The 17,938-nt window shown below is 73.7% G+C and carries 15 protein-coding genes and 1 tRNA gene; 7 read left to right on the forward strand and 9 right to left on the reverse strand.

Annotated elements, in window-relative coordinates; translation table 11 throughout:
- Positions 1-85 precede the first annotated feature (85 nt).
- Both AB0D48_RS06095 and AB0D48_RS06100 read right to left on the reverse strand, forming a co-directional pair.
- A complete protein-coding gene (locus AB0D48_RS06095; RefSeq protein WP_362391288.1) occupies positions 86-862 on the reverse strand; it encodes a hypothetical protein in 777 nt (258 codons plus the stop codon).
- A 93-nt stretch (positions 863-955) separates the two neighbouring features.
- Positions 956-1,567: a hypothetical protein gene (locus AB0D48_RS06100; protein ID WP_362391290.1), complete on the reverse strand. Its 612-nt coding sequence runs from the start codon at positions 1,565-1,567 to the stop codon at positions 956-958.
- A 317-nt stretch (positions 1,568-1,884) separates the two neighbouring features.
- On the opposite strand from AB0D48_RS06100, the gene AB0D48_RS06105 reads away from it, so the two are divergent.
- The 3 genes from AB0D48_RS06105 (at position 1,885) to AB0D48_RS06115 (ending at position 4,994) form a co-directional block, all read left to right on the forward strand.
- Positions 1,885-2,763, forward strand: a complete 879-nt coding sequence (locus tag AB0D48_RS06105) for an alpha/beta fold hydrolase (protein WP_362391292.1) — start codon at positions 1,885-1,887, stop codon at positions 2,761-2,763.
- Positions 2,764-3,099: 336 nt separating this feature from the next.
- Positions 3,100-4,347, forward strand: coding sequence for a sensor domain-containing protein (locus tag AB0D48_RS06110; protein ID WP_362391707.1), 1,248 nt, complete (start codon positions 3,100-3,102; stop codon positions 4,345-4,347).
- On the forward strand, positions 4,335-4,994 hold the full coding sequence (locus AB0D48_RS06115) for a response regulator transcription factor (protein WP_362391294.1): 660 nt from the start codon (positions 4,335-4,337) through the stop codon (positions 4,992-4,994). Before AB0D48_RS06110 ends, AB0D48_RS06115 begins: the two co-directional genes overlap by 13 nt.
- Before the next feature lie 106 nt (positions 4,995-5,100).
- Here the strand turns inward: AB0D48_RS06115 and AB0D48_RS06120 are convergent, their stop codons facing one another.
- Together AB0D48_RS06120 and metG are read right to left on the reverse strand one after the other, a co-directional pair.
- On the reverse strand, positions 5,101-6,285 hold the full coding sequence (locus AB0D48_RS06120) for a glycosyltransferase 87 family protein (protein ID WP_362391296.1): 1,185 nt from the start codon (positions 6,283-6,285) through the stop codon (positions 5,101-5,103).
- A 168-nt stretch (positions 6,286-6,453) separates the two neighbouring features.
- A complete protein-coding gene (gene metG, locus AB0D48_RS06125; protein ID WP_362391298.1) occupies positions 6,454-8,169 on the reverse strand; it encodes a methionine--tRNA ligase in 1,716 nt (571 codons plus the stop codon).
- 420 nt (positions 8,170-8,589) lie between these two features.
- On the opposite strand from metG, the gene AB0D48_RS06130 reads away from it, so the two are divergent.
- Both AB0D48_RS06130 and AB0D48_RS06135 read left to right on the forward strand, forming a co-directional pair.
- Positions 8,590-9,258, forward strand: coding sequence for a sigma-70 family RNA polymerase sigma factor (locus AB0D48_RS06130; protein ID WP_362391300.1), 669 nt, complete (start codon positions 8,590-8,592; stop codon positions 9,256-9,258).
- Positions 9,255-11,162 carry an IclR family transcriptional regulator C-terminal domain-containing protein gene (locus AB0D48_RS06135; protein ID WP_362391302.1) on the forward strand — a complete coding sequence of 636 codons (1,908 nt, stop codon included), beginning with the start codon at positions 9,255-9,257 and terminating at the stop codon, positions 11,160-11,162. Before AB0D48_RS06130 ends, AB0D48_RS06135 begins: the two co-directional genes overlap by 4 nt.
- 28 nt (positions 11,163-11,190) lie before the next feature.
- Here the strand turns inward: AB0D48_RS06135 and AB0D48_RS06140 are convergent, their stop codons facing one another.
- The 3 genes from AB0D48_RS06140 to AB0D48_RS06150 all read right to left on the reverse strand — a co-directional run bounded on the left by AB0D48_RS06140 (position 11,191) and on the right by AB0D48_RS06150 (position 14,215).
- Positions 11,191-12,864 carry a serine/threonine-protein kinase gene (locus AB0D48_RS06140; protein ID WP_362391304.1) on the reverse strand — a complete coding sequence of 558 codons (1,674 nt, stop codon included), beginning with the start codon at positions 12,862-12,864 and terminating at the stop codon, positions 11,191-11,193.
- 145 nt (positions 12,865-13,009) lie between these two features.
- Positions 13,010-13,094 (reverse strand) — tRNA-Leu (locus AB0D48_RS06145).
- Between the two features lie 179 nt (positions 13,095-13,273).
- Complete coding sequence (locus AB0D48_RS06150) at positions 13,274-14,215, reverse strand: beta-ketoacyl-ACP synthase III (protein WP_362391306.1); 942 nt, start codon at positions 14,213-14,215, stop codon at positions 13,274-13,276.
- Positions 14,216-14,443: 228 nt separating this feature from the next.
- On the opposite strand from AB0D48_RS06150, the gene fdhD reads away from it, so the two are divergent.
- Positions 14,444-15,271: a formate dehydrogenase accessory sulfurtransferase FdhD gene (gene fdhD, locus AB0D48_RS06155; protein ID WP_362391308.1), complete on the forward strand. Its 828-nt coding sequence runs from the start codon at positions 14,444-14,446 to the stop codon at positions 15,269-15,271.
- A gap of 22 nt (positions 15,272-15,293) precedes the next feature.
- Here fdhD and AB0D48_RS06160 read toward each other — a convergent pair whose 3' ends face one another.
- Complete coding sequence (locus AB0D48_RS06160) at positions 15,294-15,728, reverse strand: (2Fe-2S) ferredoxin domain-containing protein (protein ID WP_362391310.1); 435 nt, start codon at positions 15,726-15,728, stop codon at positions 15,294-15,296.
- 9 nt (positions 15,729-15,737) lie between these two features.
- Positions 15,738-16,757 (reverse strand): bile acid:sodium symporter family protein, encoded by a 1,020-nt coding sequence (locus AB0D48_RS06165; RefSeq protein WP_362391709.1) that lies wholly within the window; start codon positions 16,755-16,757, stop codon positions 15,738-15,740.
- 124 nt (positions 16,758-16,881) lie between these two features.
- Between AB0D48_RS06165 and AB0D48_RS06170 the strand changes: the two genes are divergently transcribed.
- Positions 16,882-17,733, forward strand: a complete 852-nt coding sequence (locus AB0D48_RS06170; protein ID WP_362391312.1) for a LysR substrate-binding domain-containing protein — start codon at positions 16,882-16,884, stop codon at positions 17,731-17,733.
- Positions 17,734-17,938: the final 205 nt, after the last annotated feature.

A 17,938-nucleotide genomic window follows, 5' to 3' on the forward strand; every position in this document is an offset into this window, starting at 1 on the left:
ATTCCCTCCTCCGCCTTGCGATCGCACGCACCAGGCCCCGCCAGCCCCGCCCTCCGGGCGGCCGACGCTACATGGACGACACTCCCTAGCGGGCGGCGGCCACCGCCGTCGTCGGGAAGAGGTCCTGGAAGGGCCCCGCGGAGTCGTTGCCGTCCCGCCCGTAGGGCGCATCGAAGCTCCACACCATGAACAGCAGGAACACGATCAGCGCGCTGAACAGCCCGGCCAGCAGCAGCTCCCGCCCGGAGCGGCGGATCTGCAGGGTGAAGATCAGCCCGACCGTGACCACGCCGCCCACGAGCAGCCCGAACCACACCACACCCGGCAGCGTGGATTCCGAGCTCTGGGTCCGCGAGTGGCGGGCGTCGTCGGCGGCGGCGATGTGGTCCAGCAACGGCTGGTAGGCCTGCGCCTGCAGCTCGTTCGCCGGGGTCTGGTGGGTGACGTCGCTGCGCAGCTTGCCGAGCAGCTGGGCACCCTCGGCCGACGCGTTCTCCCCGGCGGTCAGCCGCGGCCAGTCCACCGCGACCGTGTGGGAGACGTACGCATCGACCTCCCCGCGGATCCGGTCGCGGACGGAGGCGGGGTAGACGTCGGCGCGCTGGGTGACCTCGTACAGCGACTGGGCCTCGCGGCGCACGCTGTCCTCGGCGGCGCCGCGCGCCTCCCAGACGCCCGCGATGGCCAGGCCCAGCACGATCGCGTAGACCACGCCCACCATCATCGTCATGTACTCGATGACGTCGGGGGTTTCGCTGGTGTCCTCGTCATCGGCGGCCCGGCGGTGCCGGATCGCGGTGATGGCGAGGACGAGGGCGCAGACGAGCGCCATGGCGATGGCCAGGACCAGCCATTCGGACACGAGGATTCTCCCCTTGTGGATCGTTGGGTGGGTCGGTGGGCGGAGCGGTGGGCGGATCAGCGGGTGGTGCGGTGGACTGATGCGCCCCGCCGGTCAGCCGCGGCTCTTGGAGCGCGGACGCAGGGCGGCGGCGGCGAGTACGGCCGGCGTGGTGACGACGACCATGAGCATCAGCGTGGACATCCCGCCCGGTCCGCGCCGCTCCAGGGCGACGGAGCGGTACGGGCGCACGTGGAAGGCGCTCACGGGCGCGGCGGCGGCCCTGTGCCGGGGCGGGGCGGGCGCGTCCGCGGGCTCCGGACCGGGCACGGGCGCGGACACGGGCACGGGCGCGGGCACGGACACGGCAGCAGCCTCCGGCGGCTCCGCGCCCCCGGCCCCGGCCTCCACCGCGGCCACCGGCGGACCCTGGGGCTGCGACCGTTCCGGCCGCTCCGGCGGGTCAGGAGGGGAGGCGACGGCGTGCGGTTCGGAACGCCGCTCTGGGGACCGCCCCGGGTGGTGCACTGTGGGCCGGTCGGCCCCGGGTACGCCCGCCCTTACCGAGGGCGGCCTGAACACCGGCCGGTCCGGCTGCCCTCCCGGCACGCACACGTCGACGCGGGCCCCGCGGCCATTGCCGTCACTCGCGACCGCCACATGGCCGTGCAGCGGGCAGAGCGCCGCCACCAGGCCCGCCCCGGCGAGGTACTGCCAAGCGGTCACCGCGTGTCCTCCCGATTCCGCAGCACATATGAGGGTTACGGCTGAAGAAACGATCAGAGCCCGGCTTTGATACGCGGCAGACAGGTCAAGATCGCTGCCGGAGGGGTGACTTCAAGCCATCGGCAGCTCCGGCCGGCGCGCGGGCCGCACATCGGGCGAGTCGCTCTCGTTCCCCGGTCCGCGTCGGCGTTCCCGGCGCGTCACGCCGCGCATACGACAATCCGAGCGGAGGATGACCCCGTGGACACGCACGTCATCATCGTCGGCGCCGGGCCGACCGGTCGCGACACCCGCCGCCCCGACACGGCGGCCCCGGCATGAGCACCGCGCCCGCGGAACTGTCGCGGGGCGTGCGCCGGATCATCCTGGACGCCGCCGGCATCCCCCTGTCCGCGCTGCTCTGCGAGCCGCCCGAGGGCCCGCCGCGGGCGACGGTGGTCGCGGTGCACGGGGCGGGCATGAACGCCGGCTACTTCGACGGCCAGGCCCTTCCCGAGCTCTCCCTGCTGACCCTCGGGGCCCGGCTCGGGTACACGGTCCTGGCCGTCGACCGGCCCGGCTACGGGCAGTCCGCGGCCGCACTCCCCGAAGGGCAGACCGTCACCGAGCAGGCGGCCACCCTCGCCGCCGCGGTGCGCGACTTCGCCGCCCGGCAGCCGACCGGGGCCGGTCTCTTCCTCCTCGCCCACTCGTTCGGCGGCAAGGTCGCGCTGCTCACCGCCGCCGACCACGCCGCGCCCGACCTGCTCGGCCTGGAGATCTCCGGCTGCGGCCACCGCTACGCTCCCGATGCCTTCACCGGCGAGGGCGCCTCCCGGGGCGGCCGGCGCAGCTGGGGGCCGCTGCGGCTCTACCCGCCGAACACCTTCGCCACCTGCTCCTCGATCGTCGGCCCCGTGCCGGCCCGGGAACAGGCGGACATCGTCCGCTGGCCCGAGGTCTTCGGCGATGCCGCGGGCCGCGTCCGGGTGCCCGTACGGTTCACCTTCGCCGAGCACGAACCGTGGTGGCGGTACGACCGGGAGGCGCTCGCCGAGCTGAGATCGCGGCTCACCGCCGCCCCGAGCGTGCACGTCGACCGGCAGCCGGACGCCGGCCACAACATCAGCCTGGGCTACGCGGCCCGCCCCTACCACCTGCGCTGCCTCGGCTTCTTCGAGGACTGCCTGGTGCGGCGGAACGTCACCTACCGTTGAACGGTGCCGTCCGGAGTCGAAGCGGACGTGGGCGAGCTGCTCCCGGCGCAGACGCGGAACGCGGCGGCGACCACCGAAGGCGCGCAGGCCCGCGCCCCCGGGGCCTCCCCGGTGTACGGCAGTATCGGCGGTGCCGTCGCGGGGCCGTCGGTGCCCACCAAGGCCCCGCCGGGCCGGATCAGTTGCCGGTGCACCGGGTCCCGGCACACCTGTGGGGCACGGACGGACACCCGTTCCTGCCTCAGGCACAGGACGCTCTCTAAGCTGGGGCGCGTGTCTGCCTCCGCTGCCCTCGCCGATCCGGCCGATGAGTCCCAGGTCGTCGTCTGGGCGCTGATGCGGCGGCCCCTGCGGTTCCTCGGGTCGTGGTGGCCCGTGCGGTGCTGGGGGTATCTGGCAGCCGGGTTCGCCCTCGGGTACCCGGTGCTGGTCGCGCTCGTGCTGCTCGTCGGGCTCGGGGTGGTGCTGGCCGTGGTGGGGATCGGGCTGCTGCTCCTGCTCTGCGCCGTCTCCGGCGCGGTACCGCTCGGGGCGCTGGAGCGGTGGCGGCTGCGGTGGGTCGATCCGGTGCCGGTCGGCGATCCGCACATCTCGCTGGCCGGGGCCGGTCCGGCGGCCTGGCTGCGGACACGGCTGCGGGAGCGGGCCACCTGGCGGGAGTTCGGGTACGCCGCCCTGCTCGGGCCTGTCTTCGGGGCGGCGGGGTTCGGAGTGGTCACGCTGCTCGCGTGCTCCCTGATCCTCGTCGTCAGCCCGGTCGTCGTCTGGGCCCTCGCCCCCGAGCCGGTGATGCTCATACCCGGCAGGGCCGTCTCCGGCCCGCTGGAGGCTCTGGGCGGCACGGCGGCGGGGCTGGCCGGGCTGGTGGTGGCGGCGTACGCGGGAGCCCTGCTCGCCGGAGCCCAGGTGAAGACCGCCCGCCTGCTGCTCGGGCCGCGCGAGGAGGACGCCCGCGTACTGGAGCTCACCCGCTCCAGGGTGCGCCTCGTCGACGCCTTCGAAGCCGAACGACGGCGCATCGAACGGGATCTGCACGACGGCGCGCAGCAGCAGCTGGTCGCGCTCAGCATGACCCTGGGCCTGGCCGAACTGGAACTGCGCGGACTCCCGCAGGCCGCCGAAGCCACCGCACTCGTGGCCCGGGGCCGTGCCGAGGCCAAGGTGGCACTGGAGCAACTGCGCGACCTCGTACGGGGCATCCACCCCCAGGTGCTCACGGACCACGGGCTCGCGGCCGCCGTGGCCGAGGTGGCGCTGCGGCATCCCGTACCGGTGACGGTGGACCTCGACGTGCCCCGGCTGGCCGAATCCGTGGAGATCACCGCGTACTTCACCGTCACGGAGGCGCTGGCCAACGCCGCCAAGCACAGCGGCGCCTCGCACGTGGCCGTCGCCGGTAGGGTCGAGGACGACCGGCTCACTCTCTGCGTCACCGACGACGGCCGCGGCGGGGCCGATCCCGGCGCGGGAGCGGGCCTGGCGGGTCTCGCGGACAGGGTGGCGATGTTGAAGGGCAGGCTGGTGGTGTCCAGTCCGGTGGGCGGGCCGACCGAACTCCGCGTGGAGGTCCCGTGCTCCGACTGATCCTCGCCGAGGATTCCGTCCTGCTGCGCGCGGGGCTGGCGGAACTGCTCACCCGCGGCGGCCACCACGTCCTCGCCGCGGTCGGCAACGCGGAGGAACTCGTACGGGCCGTGGCGGCGGAGCGGCCGGACGCCGTGGTCACCGACGTCCGGATGCCGCCCGGCCACCGTGACGAGGGGCTGCGCGCCGCGCTCGAACTCCGCTCCCGAGACGCCTCGTTGCCCGTGCTCGTGCTCTCGCAGTACGTGGCCACGGCGTACGCGACGCAGCTGTTCACGGGTGCCTCGGCGGCCGGGCTCGGCTATCTGCTCAAGGACCGGGTGGGGGAGGTCGCCGAGTTCCTCGACGCCCTGCTCCGCGTCGCCCAGGGGCAGACGGTCATCGACCCCGAGGTGGTCCGGGTCCTGCTCGGCAGCCGGTCGCAGGACCATCCGCTGGCCCGCCTCACCCCGCGCGAGCGGGAGGTACTGACCCTGATGGCGGAGGGCCTCAACAACCAGGCCCTGGCGGGCCGGCTGTTCATCTCCGAGGCCGCCGTGGTCAAGCACGCGTCCAGCATCTTCACGAAGCTCGACCTGGACGCCACGGAGGGCAACCGCCGGGTCCTGGCGGTCCTGGCCCACCTGCGGGGCCGGGAGAGCACCTAAGGGCTGTCCGTAATCCCCGGCGGGCGCACGACGCCGGCTACGGCGCCTCGCTTCGTTGTCGGAACGCCCGAATACGCCCAGTCAGGGTGGTGTGCATGCGGCGAACCTACAAGGCCTGCGCCGGGCGGCGGCCGGGGACTTCCGAGCGGGCCACGATCCGGGAGGCGCCGCGACGGGGCGCCGTGGAGCGGGCCCAGGCCACGAGCAGCACCGGCAGCGCCAGGTAGCCGAAGCGGCCCGCCGGGGCCAGCAGGAAGGCCGTCGTGAGGCCGATCGCGAGCCGGTCGGCCGCCTCCACCACCGTGCGCGGCGGCCGGACCAGCAGCGACGCGGCCACCGCCAGGCCACCCAGCAGGAGCAGACCGACCGTCAGGTACCAGCCCCACGAGCCGAGTGCGGCCAGCAGGTGGCCGGGCAGTGGGCTACTCGCCGGAGTCGGGACCTCCGCACGCCCGGTGGGGAACGCGAACACCTGGCGCCACAGTTCGCCCGGCTGGAGCAGCGCGCCCGGCAGGACCAGGAGGGCCGTGCCGCCGACCGCGACCAGCCCGCAGCGCACGGCGGCCCTCCGGCCCCGGCAGGCCGCGAGCAGGGTCACCGCCACCGCCACCGCGGGCAGCGCCGTCCACTTCAGCGCGCACGCCCCGGCGAGGGCCGCCCCGGCCAGGACCGGCCGCCCGGCCCCGGCGGCCGCGAGCGCCACGCAGCACAGCCCGGCCAGCGGTAGGTCCACCCCGCTCACCACGAGGGGCAGGGCCACCACCGGCGTGGCCACCAGCACGGGAAGCAGCGGCGAGCGGGCCGCGCCGAGCAGCCGCCGCCCGGCCCACAAGCCGCCGAACAGGGCCGCCGCGCACCAGATCCTGGCGTCCCCCAGCAGCCGGGCGTCCCAGCCGTCCCCGCCGCCGAGCAGCGCGCGCGGGACGCCGAGCAGCGCCATGCCCGGCAGGTACGGCGTGTACTCCTCGACCCGCGCGGGCTGGTCGACGTAGAGCCGGCCGGACTCCAGCAGGAGCCGCCCGGACCGTTCGACGACCGTCACCTCCGACTGGCCCTGCCCGGTCAGGACCAGCCACAGGAGCGGTACGACGACGGCGCCGAGCAGGGCCGCGGCGAGCGCCGCGCGGCGACGGCCGAGGGCGGCGGCTCCCGCGGCGCCGAGGTACCCGGCGCCCGCGCACCAGCCCCACAGCCGGTGCGGCCCCAGCGAGGACAGGAGCGGGAAGGACATCGCCCAGGCGGCCGCGAGCAGCCAGCCGGCGGTCCACCGGGCGGTACGGGAAAGGGTCATGGGCCCATTCCAGCCGCGCGGCCCCCGCCAGGTCTGCAAGCCCAAGTGGACACTTCACGGTGGGGTTTCCCCTACCCCCCGGCAGGCACGCGAAAGGGGCGCGACCCCCAACGGGTCGCGCCCCTCACGGAGTTGTCAGTCCGGGCTCCGAGCCCCGGACCTGGGGGCTCAGGCCTCCGGGGAACCGCCGAAGCGCTCGCGGTAGGACTCCAGGTCCTCCTCGGTGACCCGCGCGAAGAGCACCGGCGGCACGGTGAACGGCGTACCGGCCGGGACGGCGTCCAGAGACCTGGCCTGCTCCGGGGAAACCCACGTGGCCGTGTCGTCGGCGAGCTCGAAGGAGGAGCGCATGGCGCGCGCCGAGGCCGGGATGAAGGGCTCGGAGACCACCGAGTAGAGGTGGATCAGGTTCATCGCGGTGCGCAGGGTGAGCGCCGCGCCCTCCAGGTCGGTCTTGACCTCCAGCCAGGGGGCCTTCTCGTCCAGGTAGGCGTTGCCGGCCGACCACAGGGCGCGCAGCGCGGCAGCCGCCTTGCGGTACTGGAGGGACTCCATGTGGCCCTCGTACTCGGCCAGCAGCGCGGCGATCTGCTCGCCCAGCTTGGCCTCGGCCTCGCCGGCGGGGCTGCCGGCGGGGACCTCGTCGCCGAACTTCTTGCGGGAGAAGGTCAGTACGCGGTTGACGAAGTTGCCGAGGGTCCCGCCGAGGTCCTTGTTGACCGTGGCGGTGAAGTGCTCCCACGTGAAGGACGAGTCGTCGGACTCGGGCGCGTTCGCGATGAGGAAGTAGCGCCAGTAGTCGGCCGGGAGGATCTCCAGCGCCTGGTCGGTGAAGACGCCGCGCTTCTGCGAGGTGGAGAACTTTCCGCCGTAGTAGGTCAGCCAGTTGAAGGCCTTGACGTAGTCGACCTTCTTCCACGGCTCGCGGGTGGCCAGCTCGGTGGCGGGGAACATCACCGTGTGGAACGGGACGTTGTCCTTGGCCATGAACTGGGTGTAGCGGACGTCCTCGGCCTCGTACCACCACGACTTGTAGTCGCGGTTCGCCGGGTCCAGGTCGGACCACTCCTTGGTCGAGCCGATGTACTCGATCGGCGCGTCGAACCAGACGTAGAAGACCTTGCCCTCGGCTGCCAGCTCGGGCCAGGTGTCCGCCGGCACCGGGACGCCCCAGTCGAGGTCGCGGGTGATGGCGCGGTCGTGCAGACCCTCGGTCAGCCACTTGCGGGCGATGGAGGACGCCAGCTGCGGCCACTCCTCCTCGTGCCGCGCGACCCAGGCCTCGACCTCGTGCTGGAGCTTGGACTGCAGCAGGAAGAGGTGCTTGGTCTCGCGGACCTCGAGCTCGGTGGAACCGGAGATGGCCGAGCGGGGCTCGATCAGGTCCGTGGGGTCCAGTACGCGGGTGCAGTTCTCGCACTGGTCGCCGCGGGCCTTGTCGTAGCCGCAGTGCGGGCAGGTGCCCTCGACGTAGCGGTCCGGCAGGAAGCGTCCGTCGACCGGCGAGTAGACCTGCCGGATCGCGCGCTCCTCGATGAAGCCGTTCTCCTGGAGCTTCCGCGCGAAGTGCTGGGTGATCTCGCGGTTCTGCGCGGAGGAGCTGCGGCCGAAGTAGTCGAAGGACAGCTCGAAGCCGTCGTAGACCGCCTTCTGGGCGTCGTGTGCCTGCGCGCAGAACTCGGCGACCGAGAGGCCGGCCTCCTTGGCGGCGAGCTCGGCGGGGGTGCCGTGCTCGTCGGTGGCGCAGATGTAGAGGACGTCGTGGCCGCGCTGGCGGAGGTACCGGGAGTACACATCCGCCGGAAGCATCGACCCGACCATGTTGCCCAGGTGCTTGATCCCGTTGATGTAGGGAAGCGCGCTGGTGACCAGGTGTCGAGCCATCCTCGGATGCTCCATTTCATATGTGCGGTACTACGTGGCGTGACGGACTGTGAATGAGGTTCATCGTATCGAACCGCCGAAAGGCCACGCGCCGCATTTGTTCATGGGTGGACGCAACACAAAAGCGAGGGCAGTGACCTCTCCGTCACGGCCCTCGCGATGGGGCCATGCTACAGCCGGTCGGCCGCGCACCCGACCGCCGGCCGCACACCCGACCGCCGTCCGCACGCGCCTGCCGCCGGTCGGGCGACACCGGCGGCAGGCATATGCATACGTGCCGGCTGGACCCCCGTGCGGTCGACATCGATCAAGAGGCGATCATCGCCGACGTAATGTTCCCCGGTTTCTTCTATGCGCCCTCCGGATGCGCCCGCGCGCTGTTTACCTGTACGGGGCGCGCACAGGGGATGAGGTGGAACGGTGAGCGATGGCGGACCGGAGGAGTCCGGTGGGGCGGTGGGACTGCCGAGCCGGCGCCGGCGGCCGACGCCGATGAGCCAGTGGGATCCGACGGCACGCCTGTCGTACTGGGCCTTCCACGCCAATCGCCGGCCCGCGTACATGCGCTTCGCGTACCTGCAGCTGGGGTCCGACGCTGCGGCCGAGCAGGCTGTGGACGCCGCCTTCGACTCGATCATGGGCGAGTGGCTCCGGATGCTCCACATGGACCGGCTGGACGCCTACGCGTGGACCGTGCTCAAGCACTGCCTGGTCGACCGGCGGGAGCGGCCGCGCCACCCCTGGCAGCGGCAGCCGCGGCCGATGGACATCAGCGCCTTCGAAGCCGCCCTCAAGGACGCCCACGTCGACCGGTACGAGGTGCTGACCGACACCATCCGGTTCTACTCCGCCGTGTCCCGGCTCGCCGAGCGGCAGCGCGACGCCGTTCTGCTGCGGTACGGGCTCCAGTGTTCCCCGGGCGAGGCCGCCTCCGTGATGGGCGTCGACGAGGCCACGGTCCGCTCGTACCTCGGCCAGGCCCACCGACGCCTCGCCCGGCTCCTCGACACGTCCGTCGACGCACCCGTATCGGCCGGATCCCCCGAATCCGCCGAGTCACACGAGCCACCCGAAGCAGACGGATCATGAGGCACCACGAACGCCAGCAGCCGCAGGACGGCGACGACGCCCCACGCTCCCTGTCCGACTTCCTCGCCCGGGCGAGCGTCCGCGACCGCTACCCGCACTACGACCTGGGCGCGGCCGAGGCCCGGCTGTTGCGCGCCACCCCGCACGCACCTGCCTCCGGCCACCGCGCCCGGCGCCGGTCCGTGTCCGGCTGGAGCGACCCGGCCCGGGACTGCCCGCTCGACGCCGAACGGGCCCGCCGTGACCTGAAGGCCGCCTGCCTGGCCTCCGTGTGCGCGCCGAAGGCCGAGGCGCAGCTCGCCGCCTTCCTGGCCTCCCGGCACACCGACCTGGCCGGCGCGGTCGTCTTCGGCTGCCTGCTGCACCTGGCCGGACTGCGCGAAGGCGCCCGGTTCTGGTGGCAGTTCGCGGCGGGCGGGGCCGGTCCCCGGACCGTCCCGGCCGCGTACTGTCTCTTCCTCGACCACTCCCGGCGCGGTGAATACCACGACGCCCGGCACTGGGCGCGCGAACTGGGCCGCCGGGGCTTCCGGCCCGGCGGCCGACGGGATCTGCGGGAAGTGCGGCTGTGCGCGCAGGCGGCCGTCCTGCGGTACGTCGACCAGCTCGACGATCCCGACCTGGGCCCGGTGCCGCTGCCCAGACCCGGACTGTCCGGGGTGCTGGCCGCGTTCCGGCCGTCGGCGGCCGCGGTCACCGGCGCCGCGGCCGCCGATTCAGCGCCGGCGGCCGTTCCCGTACCGCGCCTCGCGCCCGGCCCGCTGCGCCACCCGGCGCTGACCGCGGCGGCCCGCGGGACCGTCGTCCAGGCCGGGACCGGGGAGGCTCTGGCGGAGGCGCTGCGCGCGCTGGCCGTCGTACGGGTCCTGGAGCGGCATCCCGTGGGGGTGCGGGCCGCCCAGCTCGCCCGGAAGTCGGGGGTCGGCGAGGAGGAACTCCGCCCGCTGCTGTCGATGCTGTGCGAGGAGGAGTACGCGTACCGCGCCGGCGCGGGCGTGTACGCGCGCGGCCCTGCCCTGGACCGGCTCGCGGTCCCCGGCGGCCGCGGCCTGGCGGGCCAGCTCCAGCGCACGCTGGCCCTTGCCCGGGACAGCGCGGGTGCGGCGGTGTACCTGAGCCGGTACGCGGAGGGCGAGGTCCGGATCACGCAGATGGCGGACGGGCCCGGGACCCCGCCGGTGCGGGAGTGGGTGGACTTCCGGGCCGCCGCGCACGCCAGTGCGGTCGGCAAGTGCCTGCTGACCCAGCTCGACCACGACCGGCGGGCCGACCACGTGGCCCGGTACCGACCCGCGCGGCTGACGCCGCAGACCATCACCGACAGCCGGGCCCTGTTCACCGCGCTGGACGCGGTGGCCCTTGGCGCGCCCGTCTTCGACCTGCTGGAGTACTCGCCCGGGGTCGTCTGCTCGGCGGTCCCGATCGCGACCGGCGACGCCGCCGGGAGCCTCGCGCTCTCCCTGCCCGCGACCCACGCCCACCGCCTGCGTTCGGCGACCGAGGCCTTGCGCCGCAAGGCCGTTCCGGTGCTGCTGGCCCTGCTCCTGACGGGGGCGCTCCCCCCGGACGCACCGGCTGTCCCGGCCGCCTCGGAGCCGGAGCGGCCCGACGCCGGGACCCCGCCCACGCATCCGGAGCCGCAGCCCCGGCCCGAGCAGACGCGGGCCCCCCTCACCCCGGAGACCCTGCGCCACCTCCGCCGCCTCTTCCGCACCCCGCTCACGGACACCACGTCCGCCGCCGGCGGCCCCCACCTGGTCAGCGACACCACGGCCGCGGCCGCCTACCTCTTCGACGCCCTCCCGGACACCGGCCGGCCCTGCCTGTCCCTCCCCCACACCTTCACCCAGGTCGCCCCGGGCACCCTGACCACTCCGAGGGGCCTGGTGGTCCTGGGCACGTGAGACGGCCGGGCGTGGTCCGGGCCCGTGATCAGGGCTGACCCGGGACGAAGGAATCCAGGGCCGCGTCGAAGTGGCTCCTGGCCTCGGCGAGCCGGCTGACGGGCGCGGACACCCACACGTCGTACAAGCGGCCGTTCTCGTCCCAGCAGACGTCGTAGGTGTGCCGGGCACCTTCGGCGCGCGTGAAGCCGTCCCAGGTGAACTCCCACAGGGCGGCGGGCAGTCCGTTGTGCGTCGTCGAAACGACCGAGTTGTCGCGGAATCCGGGGTTGGTGTCCGGACCGTTCGCGTCGGAGAGCCGCATCGTGGCGAGCGGACCGCCGGCCGCCGACGGGTTCACCTTGATGCCGATCCGGATCGCCCCGTCTCCGGAGACGTAGAAGACCCGCTGGTCGTCGGTGCTGCGCTGGAAACCGTTCGGCACGGCGAGGGCGAAGCCCCGCGCATCGGTGACGGCCCGGTACCCCGGGGGCACGGGCTTGGCGGACGCGGAGTTTCCGGGCGCGGGCGGACGCGCGGACGGGGTGTGCTCGGACGTGGGCGTCGCCGGCGGGGACTGCACAACGGCCGTGTCGGCCCTGGGCGAGGCGGTGGCGGGCGAGGCGGTGGCGGGTGCGCTCCGCGCCGGCTCCTCGGCCCGCTCCTCCGTACCGTCGGCGAGCAGGGAGGTCGCGGTCACGCCGCCGACGACGGCCGCCACGACGAGGGCCGCGGTCAGCCCCAGGCGGACGGACGGCCGGAGCTTCCCGGCCGGTCCCGGCGCGGGGCCCGCCGGCCGGCCGACGCGCTCGGTCGGCGAGTAGCCGGCCGGGGCGGGGGTGGTCGGGGCGTCGGAGGCGGTTCCCGCCGACGGGGTCGGGGCGAGGCCGCGGTCGAGGACCGGGACGGTGCCGGTGGTCACGTACGCCGACAGCAGCCGTTCGGCCTCCGCCGCCCCCAGCCGCCGTTCCGGATCGCGCTGCAGCAGGCCCTGGATCAGCGGCAGCAGCGGCCCCGCCTGCGCGGGCGGCCGGATCTCGTCGGACACGACGGCGTGCAGGACTCCGCCGAGCGAATCCCGGTGGAAGGGCGACTCACCGGTCAACGCGGCGCACAGCAGAACGCCGAGGGACCACAGGTCGGATCCGGGGCCGGCGGCGGCGCCCTGCATGCGCTCGGGCGAGGTGTACTCGGGTGACCCGATGAAGGCGCCGGTCTCACTGATGGTGGTGGAGCCGGCGAGGCGGGCGATGCCGAAGTCGGTGAGCACCACCCGGCCGGTTCCCGCCTCCATGAGCACGTTGGCCGGCTTGATGTCCCGGTGGAGCACTCCGCGGGCGTGTGCCGCGCTCAGGGCGCCGAGCAGGGCGAGCCCCGTGCGGGCCGCCTCGCCGTGATCCAGCGGACCGTCGGCGGCGAGCCGGTCGGCGAGCGAGCAGCCTTCGACGAGTTCCATGACGATGTAGGGGTGCCCGTCCTGCTCCACGACGTCATGGACCACGACGACGTGCGGGTGCTTGACCTGCGCCACCGTACGGGCCTCGCGCAGAGCGCCCGCGGACTGCGTGCCGTCGCCGACATGGAGCTCCTTGACGGCGACGGAGCGTCCGAGCAGTTCGTCGGAGGCCTGCCAGACGGTTCCCATGCCGCCCCTGCCCAGCCGCCGCTCCAGGCGGTAACGCCCGACAATCACCGTGCTGTTGCGTGGTACGTCCTGCGACACGTTGCTCCCCCTGGCCCGTTCACAGCCCATGATGCCGCAGATACGGACTCGGCCTCCGCGGTTCCGTCGCGAGACCCGGGCCGCTCGGCCGCAACGCAAAGCAGCGAGGGCCGTGACTCCTGGAGTCACGGCCCTCGCCGATGTGTGTCCGAGGGGGGACTTGAACCCCCACGCCCGATAAAGGGCACTAGCACCTCAAGCTAGCGCGTCTGCCATTCCGCCACCCGGACCAGGTGGTCGGCCCCGGTTTCCCGCGGCGACATGGACAACAATAGCAAAGGATCGGCGGGGCTCCGACCACTTATCCGACCGGCCGCCGTCCGCCACGCCGTGCTGACCTGCACGCATGCACCGACGGCCACAGCGAGACGGAGCGTCTCGCTGTGGCCGTGGGCACGTGCCGCCGGGGTCACGGGCAGCGGATGACCTGTCCCGCGTAAGAGAGGTTGCCGCCGAAGCCGAAGAGCAGGACGGGGGCGCCGGTGGGGATCTCGCCGCGCTGCACCAGCTTGGACAGGGCCATCGGGATGCTGGCGGCCGAGGTGTTGCCGGAGTCGACGACGTCGCGGGCGACGACGGCGTTGACGGCGCCGATCTTGGCGGCGAGCGGCTCGATGATCCGCAGGTTCGCCTGGTGGAGGACGACGGCGGCCAGCTCCTCCGGGAGGACCCCGGCCTTCTCGCACACCTTGCGGGCGAGCGGCGGGAGCTGGCTGGTGGTCCAGCGGTAGACGGACTGGCCCTCCTGCGCGAAGACCGGCGGCGTGCCCTCGATCCGGACGGCATTGCCCATCTCCGGGACGGAGCCCCACAGCACCGGTCCGATACCCGGCTCCTCGGCGGCCTCGACCACGGCCGCGCCCGCACCGTCGCCGGTGAGCACGCAGGTGGTGCGGTCGTTCCAGTCGGTGATCTCGGTCATCTTGTCGGCGCCGATGACCAGGGCGCGGGTGGCGGAGCCGGCCCGGATGGCATGGTCGGCGGTGGCCAGGGCGTGCGTGAAGCCCGAGCAGACGACGTTGAGGTCCATCACGGCGGGGCCGGCGCCCATGCCCAGCTTGGCTGCCACGCGGGCGGCCATGTTGGGCGAGCGGTCGATCGCGGTGGAGGTGGCGACCAGGACGAGGTCGATCTCGTCCGGGGACAGGCCGGCGCCTGCGAGGGCCTTGCCCGCCGCCTGGAAGGCGAGCTCGTCGACCGGCTCGTCCGGACCCGCGATGTGGCGCGTCCTGATGCCGACCCGGGACCGGATCCACTCGTCGGTGGTGTCGACCATGGCCGAGAGGTCCTCGTTGGTGAGCACTCTCGCGGGCTGGTAGTGCCCTAGCGCCACCACGCGTGAACCGGTCATGGGCGGGGTCCCCCTTTGTACGGAAGTGCAGGATCACCCAGCTTTGCCTGCTACTGACGGGTACGGGTGCGTGTGACCCGACAGGATTCCGACACCGGAATTTGGAGATTCCCGAGGATCCACCTGCCGGGAGCGGTGCGCGAAGCGGAACCGCGACAATGAAAGTTGTCGGATGCAGCCGGATTCGGTCGGGTGCGGGGCGAGAACTGAAGGGGTGGGCTGATCACCATGGGACGGGTCACCGAGCGCCGTCGCGTCGTCCGGATCCGGAACGGCGTGGCAGGGGTCCGTCCGGACACTCTGGTCGCCGAGGAGCCACTGGAGATACGGCTGAACGGCAAGCCGCTGGCCATCACGATGCGGACTCCGGGCGACGACTTCGCCCTGGCGGTGGGCTTCCTCGTGAGCGAGGGCGTCCTGGCGCGCAGCGAGGACGTGCAGGCCGTGACCTACTGCGAGGGGGCGACGGAGGACGGCTCGAACACCTACAACGTGGTCAACGTGCAGCTGGCCGCAGGGGTGCCCGTGCCGGACATCACGCTGGAGCGGAACGTCTACACCACCTCCTCCTGCGGCCTGTGCGGCAAGGCCAGCCTGGACGCGGTCCGTACGGCGACCCGTTTCCCGGGGACGGCAGCCGACCCGGTACGGATCTCCGCGGATCTCCTCGGCGAGCTGCCGGACCGGCTGCGCGCGGCCCAGAAGGTCTTCGACCGGACGGGCGGGCTGCACGCGGCCGGGCTGTTCACGGCGGACGGCGAGCTGGTCGACATACGGGAGGACGTGGGCCGGCACAACGCGGTGGACAAGATCGTCGGCCGTGCCCTCCAGGCCGGCCGGCTCCCGCTCGCCGGCTCGGTCCTGCTGGTGTCGGGCCGGGCTTCCTTCGAGCTGGCCCAGAAGGCCGTGATGGCGGGCATCCCGGTGCTGGCGGCGGTCTCGGCGCCGTCCTCGCTCGCGGTGGACCTGGCGCTGGACTCGGGGCTGACCCTGGTCGGCTTCCTGCGCGGCCCGGACATGAACATCTACGCGGGTGAGGAGCGGATCACCTTCTAGCGCCGCCTTCCAGCGCTGCCTTCTAACCCTTGCCCCGGCGGCCGCGGCGGGTGGAATTCGGGGCCCGCTCGGGCTCGGGCGGGTCGATGCGGTGGAGGTCCAGGGCGGGCGGGAGCGGAGTGGTGCCCGGCCCGCCGGATTCCGCCCAGGCGATGATCTCGTCGGTCGCGGTGTCGTCCAGGGCCCAGCCGAACCACGTCGCGCGGGCGCCGCGGCGGCGGGCCTCAGTCGTGGGCTGGACCACGATGACGTTGGCCTGGGCGCAGGGGCCGAGGCAGTCGCTCGTACGGACGGCCAGCCGGCCCCCGGAGGCGGCGGCGGCCTCGCGCAGCCGGGCGAGCTGGCCGGCGTGGTCCGAGCCGGGGTTCTTTCGGGGGTCGCCGCAGCAGCAGCCGCGGCAGACCACCAGGGTGCAGGGGCGTTCGGTGTGGGCGGCGAGCGGGCGTATCCAGGTCACCGCCGAACGTTACCGGGCCCGTGCGGCGGGGTGTTGGGCCGCCGGCGAGACCTCCGCCACATGGGCGACGGGGAGTTCGGGGTCCTGGGCGCGGCGGCGTGCGAGGACCGCGCAGACCATCAGCTGCATCTGGTGGAACAGCATGAGCGGGAGCACGGCGAGGCTCGCGTGGGCCCCGAACAGCACGCTGGCCATGGGGAGTCCGGCGGCGAGGCTCTTCTTCGACCCGGCGAACTGGATGGCGACGCGGTCCGCGCGGCCGAAGCCGAGCCGCCCCGCCCCGTACCAGCTGACGAGGAGCATGACGGCGAGCAGTACGGCCTCCACCGCCAGCAGGGCGCCGAGGCGCGGGACGCTGACCTGGTGCCAGATGCCGGCGGCCATGCCCGCGCTGAAGGCGGCGTAGACGACGAGCAGGATCGAGCCGCGGTCGACGTGGCCCAGCACCTTCTTGTTGCGTACGAGGAAGCCGCCGACCCAGCGGCGCAGGGCCTGTCCGAGGAGGAAGGGCAGCAGGAGCTGGAGGACGATCTCGAGGAGGGAGTCGAGGGAGAAGCCGCCCGCGCCGTTCCCGAGCAGGGCCGCGGCGAGCAGCGGGGTGAGGACGATGCCGGCGAGGCTGGAGAAGGAGCCGGCGCAGATCGCGGCGGGGACGTTGCCGCGGGCCATCGAAGTGAAGGCGATGGAGGACTGGATGGTCGAGGGGACCAGGCAGAGGAAGAGCAGTCCGCTGTAGAGCGGGGGTGTGAGGAGGGTGGGGACGAGTCCTCGGGCGGCGAGGCCGAGGAGGGGGAAGAGGAGGAAGGTGCAGGCGAGCACGGTGAGGTGCAGCCGCCAGTGGCGCAGGCCGTCGAGGGCCTCGCGGGTGGAGAGCCGGGCCCCGTAGAGGAAGAACAGCAGGGCCACGGCGGCGGTGGAGGCCCCGTCGGCGACGGTGGCGGCCTGACCGCGGGCGGGGAGGAGGGCGGCGAGGCCGACGGTGCCGAGGAGGGCCAGTATGTACGGGTCCACGGGCAGCCGGGCGGGCATGTGCGGGCGGCGCCCGTGCGGAGTGCTCACGCGTTCATGGTCGGTGGTGGAGCGGTGATCGGGAAACCCGCACACCGCACTCACTGTCATCACGTTTCCCGATAAGCCTCGTACCCTGTGCGGTATGTACGACCCCGTCCAGCTGCGTACGTTCCTCACGGTGGCCCAGACGCTGAGCTTCACCCAGGCCGCGGGGCGGCTCGGCGTACGGCAGTCCACCGTCAGCCAGCACGTGCGGCGGCTGGAGGAGGCGACGGGGCGGCCGCTGTTCGTCCGGGACACGCACAGCGTGGAGCTGACCGAGGACGGCGAGGCGCTGCTGGGCTTCGCGCGCACCATCCTGGAGGCGCACGAACGGGCGGCGGCCTTCTTCACGGGGACCCGGCTGCGGGGGCGGCTGCGTTTCGGGGCTTCGGAGGACTTCGTGCTGACGCGGCTGCCGGAGATCCTGGAGGGGTTCCGGCACGAGCATCCCGAGGTGGACCTGGAGCTGTCGGTGGAGCTCTCGGGGACGCTGCACGAGCGGCTGGACGCGGGGCGCCTGGACCTGGTGCTGGCGAAGCGGCGGGGGCCGGGGGACGAGCGGGGGCGCCTGGTGTGGCGGGACCGGATGGTGTGGATCGGGGCGGAGGGACTGCGGGTGGACCCGGAGCGGCCGGTCCCGCTGATCGTGTTCCCGCCGCCGGGGATCACCAGGACGCGGGCGCTGGAGGTACTGGAGCGTGAGGGGCGGGCATGGCGGATCGCCTGTACGAGCGGCAGCCTGAGCGGTCTGATCGCGGCGGCCCGGGCGGGGCTGGGCGTGATGGCCCACACCCGGGGGCTGATTCCGCCGGGGCTGGTCCGGGTCGGGGGCCTGCCGGAGCTGGGGCCGGTCGAGTTCGCCCTGCTCCGCGGGGCCCGTGCGTCCGCTCCCGCCGAAGCCTTGGCCGCGGCCGTCCTCTCCGGCGCGGACCGCCTGAGCCGCACGGCCTGACCCCGCCGCGCGGTGCCGTTCGCCCACCCCACTGCGCGGTGCCGTTCGCCCACCCCGCCCTTTCCCGCACACTGCGGGCTCCGCCCCCGGACCGGCGCCTGCGTCTCCCCCGGCCACCGCTGGGAGGTGCCCCGGGCGCGGCTCGAAGACCAGGGGCTCCGCCCCGGACCCCGCGCCACGAAGTCCCCCGACTCCCGTCCGGGGG

The sequence above is a fragment of the Streptomyces sp. NPDC048269 genome (assembly GCF_040652395.1).
Taxonomy (GTDB): Bacteria; Actinomycetota; Actinomycetes; order Streptomycetales; family Streptomycetaceae; genus Streptomyces.

Coding starts and splice junctions, on each gene's coding strand:
- AB0D48_RS06105 (WP_362391292.1), top strand. CDS start 1,885: ATGAGCACCGCGCCCGCGGAACTGTCGCGGGGCGTGCGCCGGATCATC.
- AB0D48_RS06150 (WP_362391306.1), bottom strand. CDS start 14,215: ATGACCGGTTCACGCGTGGTGGCGCTAGGGCACTACCAGCCCGCGAGA.
- metG (WP_362391298.1), bottom strand. CDS start 8,169: ATGGCTCGACACCTGGTCACCAGCGCGCTTCCCTACATCAACGGGATC.
- AB0D48_RS06135 (WP_362391302.1), top strand. CDS start 9,255: ATGAGGCACCACGAACGCCAGCAGCCGCAGGACGGCGACGACGCCCCA.
- AB0D48_RS06165 (WP_362391709.1), bottom strand. CDS start 16,757: ATGCCCGCCCGGCTGCCCGTGGACCCGTACATACTGGCCCTCCTCGGC.
- AB0D48_RS06170 (WP_362391312.1), top strand. CDS start 16,882: ATGTACGACCCCGTCCAGCTGCGTACGTTCCTCACGGTGGCCCAGACG.
- fdhD (WP_362391308.1), top strand. CDS start 14,444: ATGGGACGGGTCACCGAGCGCCGTCGCGTCGTCCGGATCCGGAACGGC.
- AB0D48_RS06110 (WP_362391707.1), top strand. CDS start 3,100: ATGCGGCGGCCCCTGCGGTTCCTCGGGTCGTGGTGGCCCGTGCGGTGC.
- AB0D48_RS06120 (WP_362391296.1), bottom strand. CDS start 6,285: ATGACCCTTTCCCGTACCGCCCGGTGGACCGCCGGCTGGCTGCTCGCG.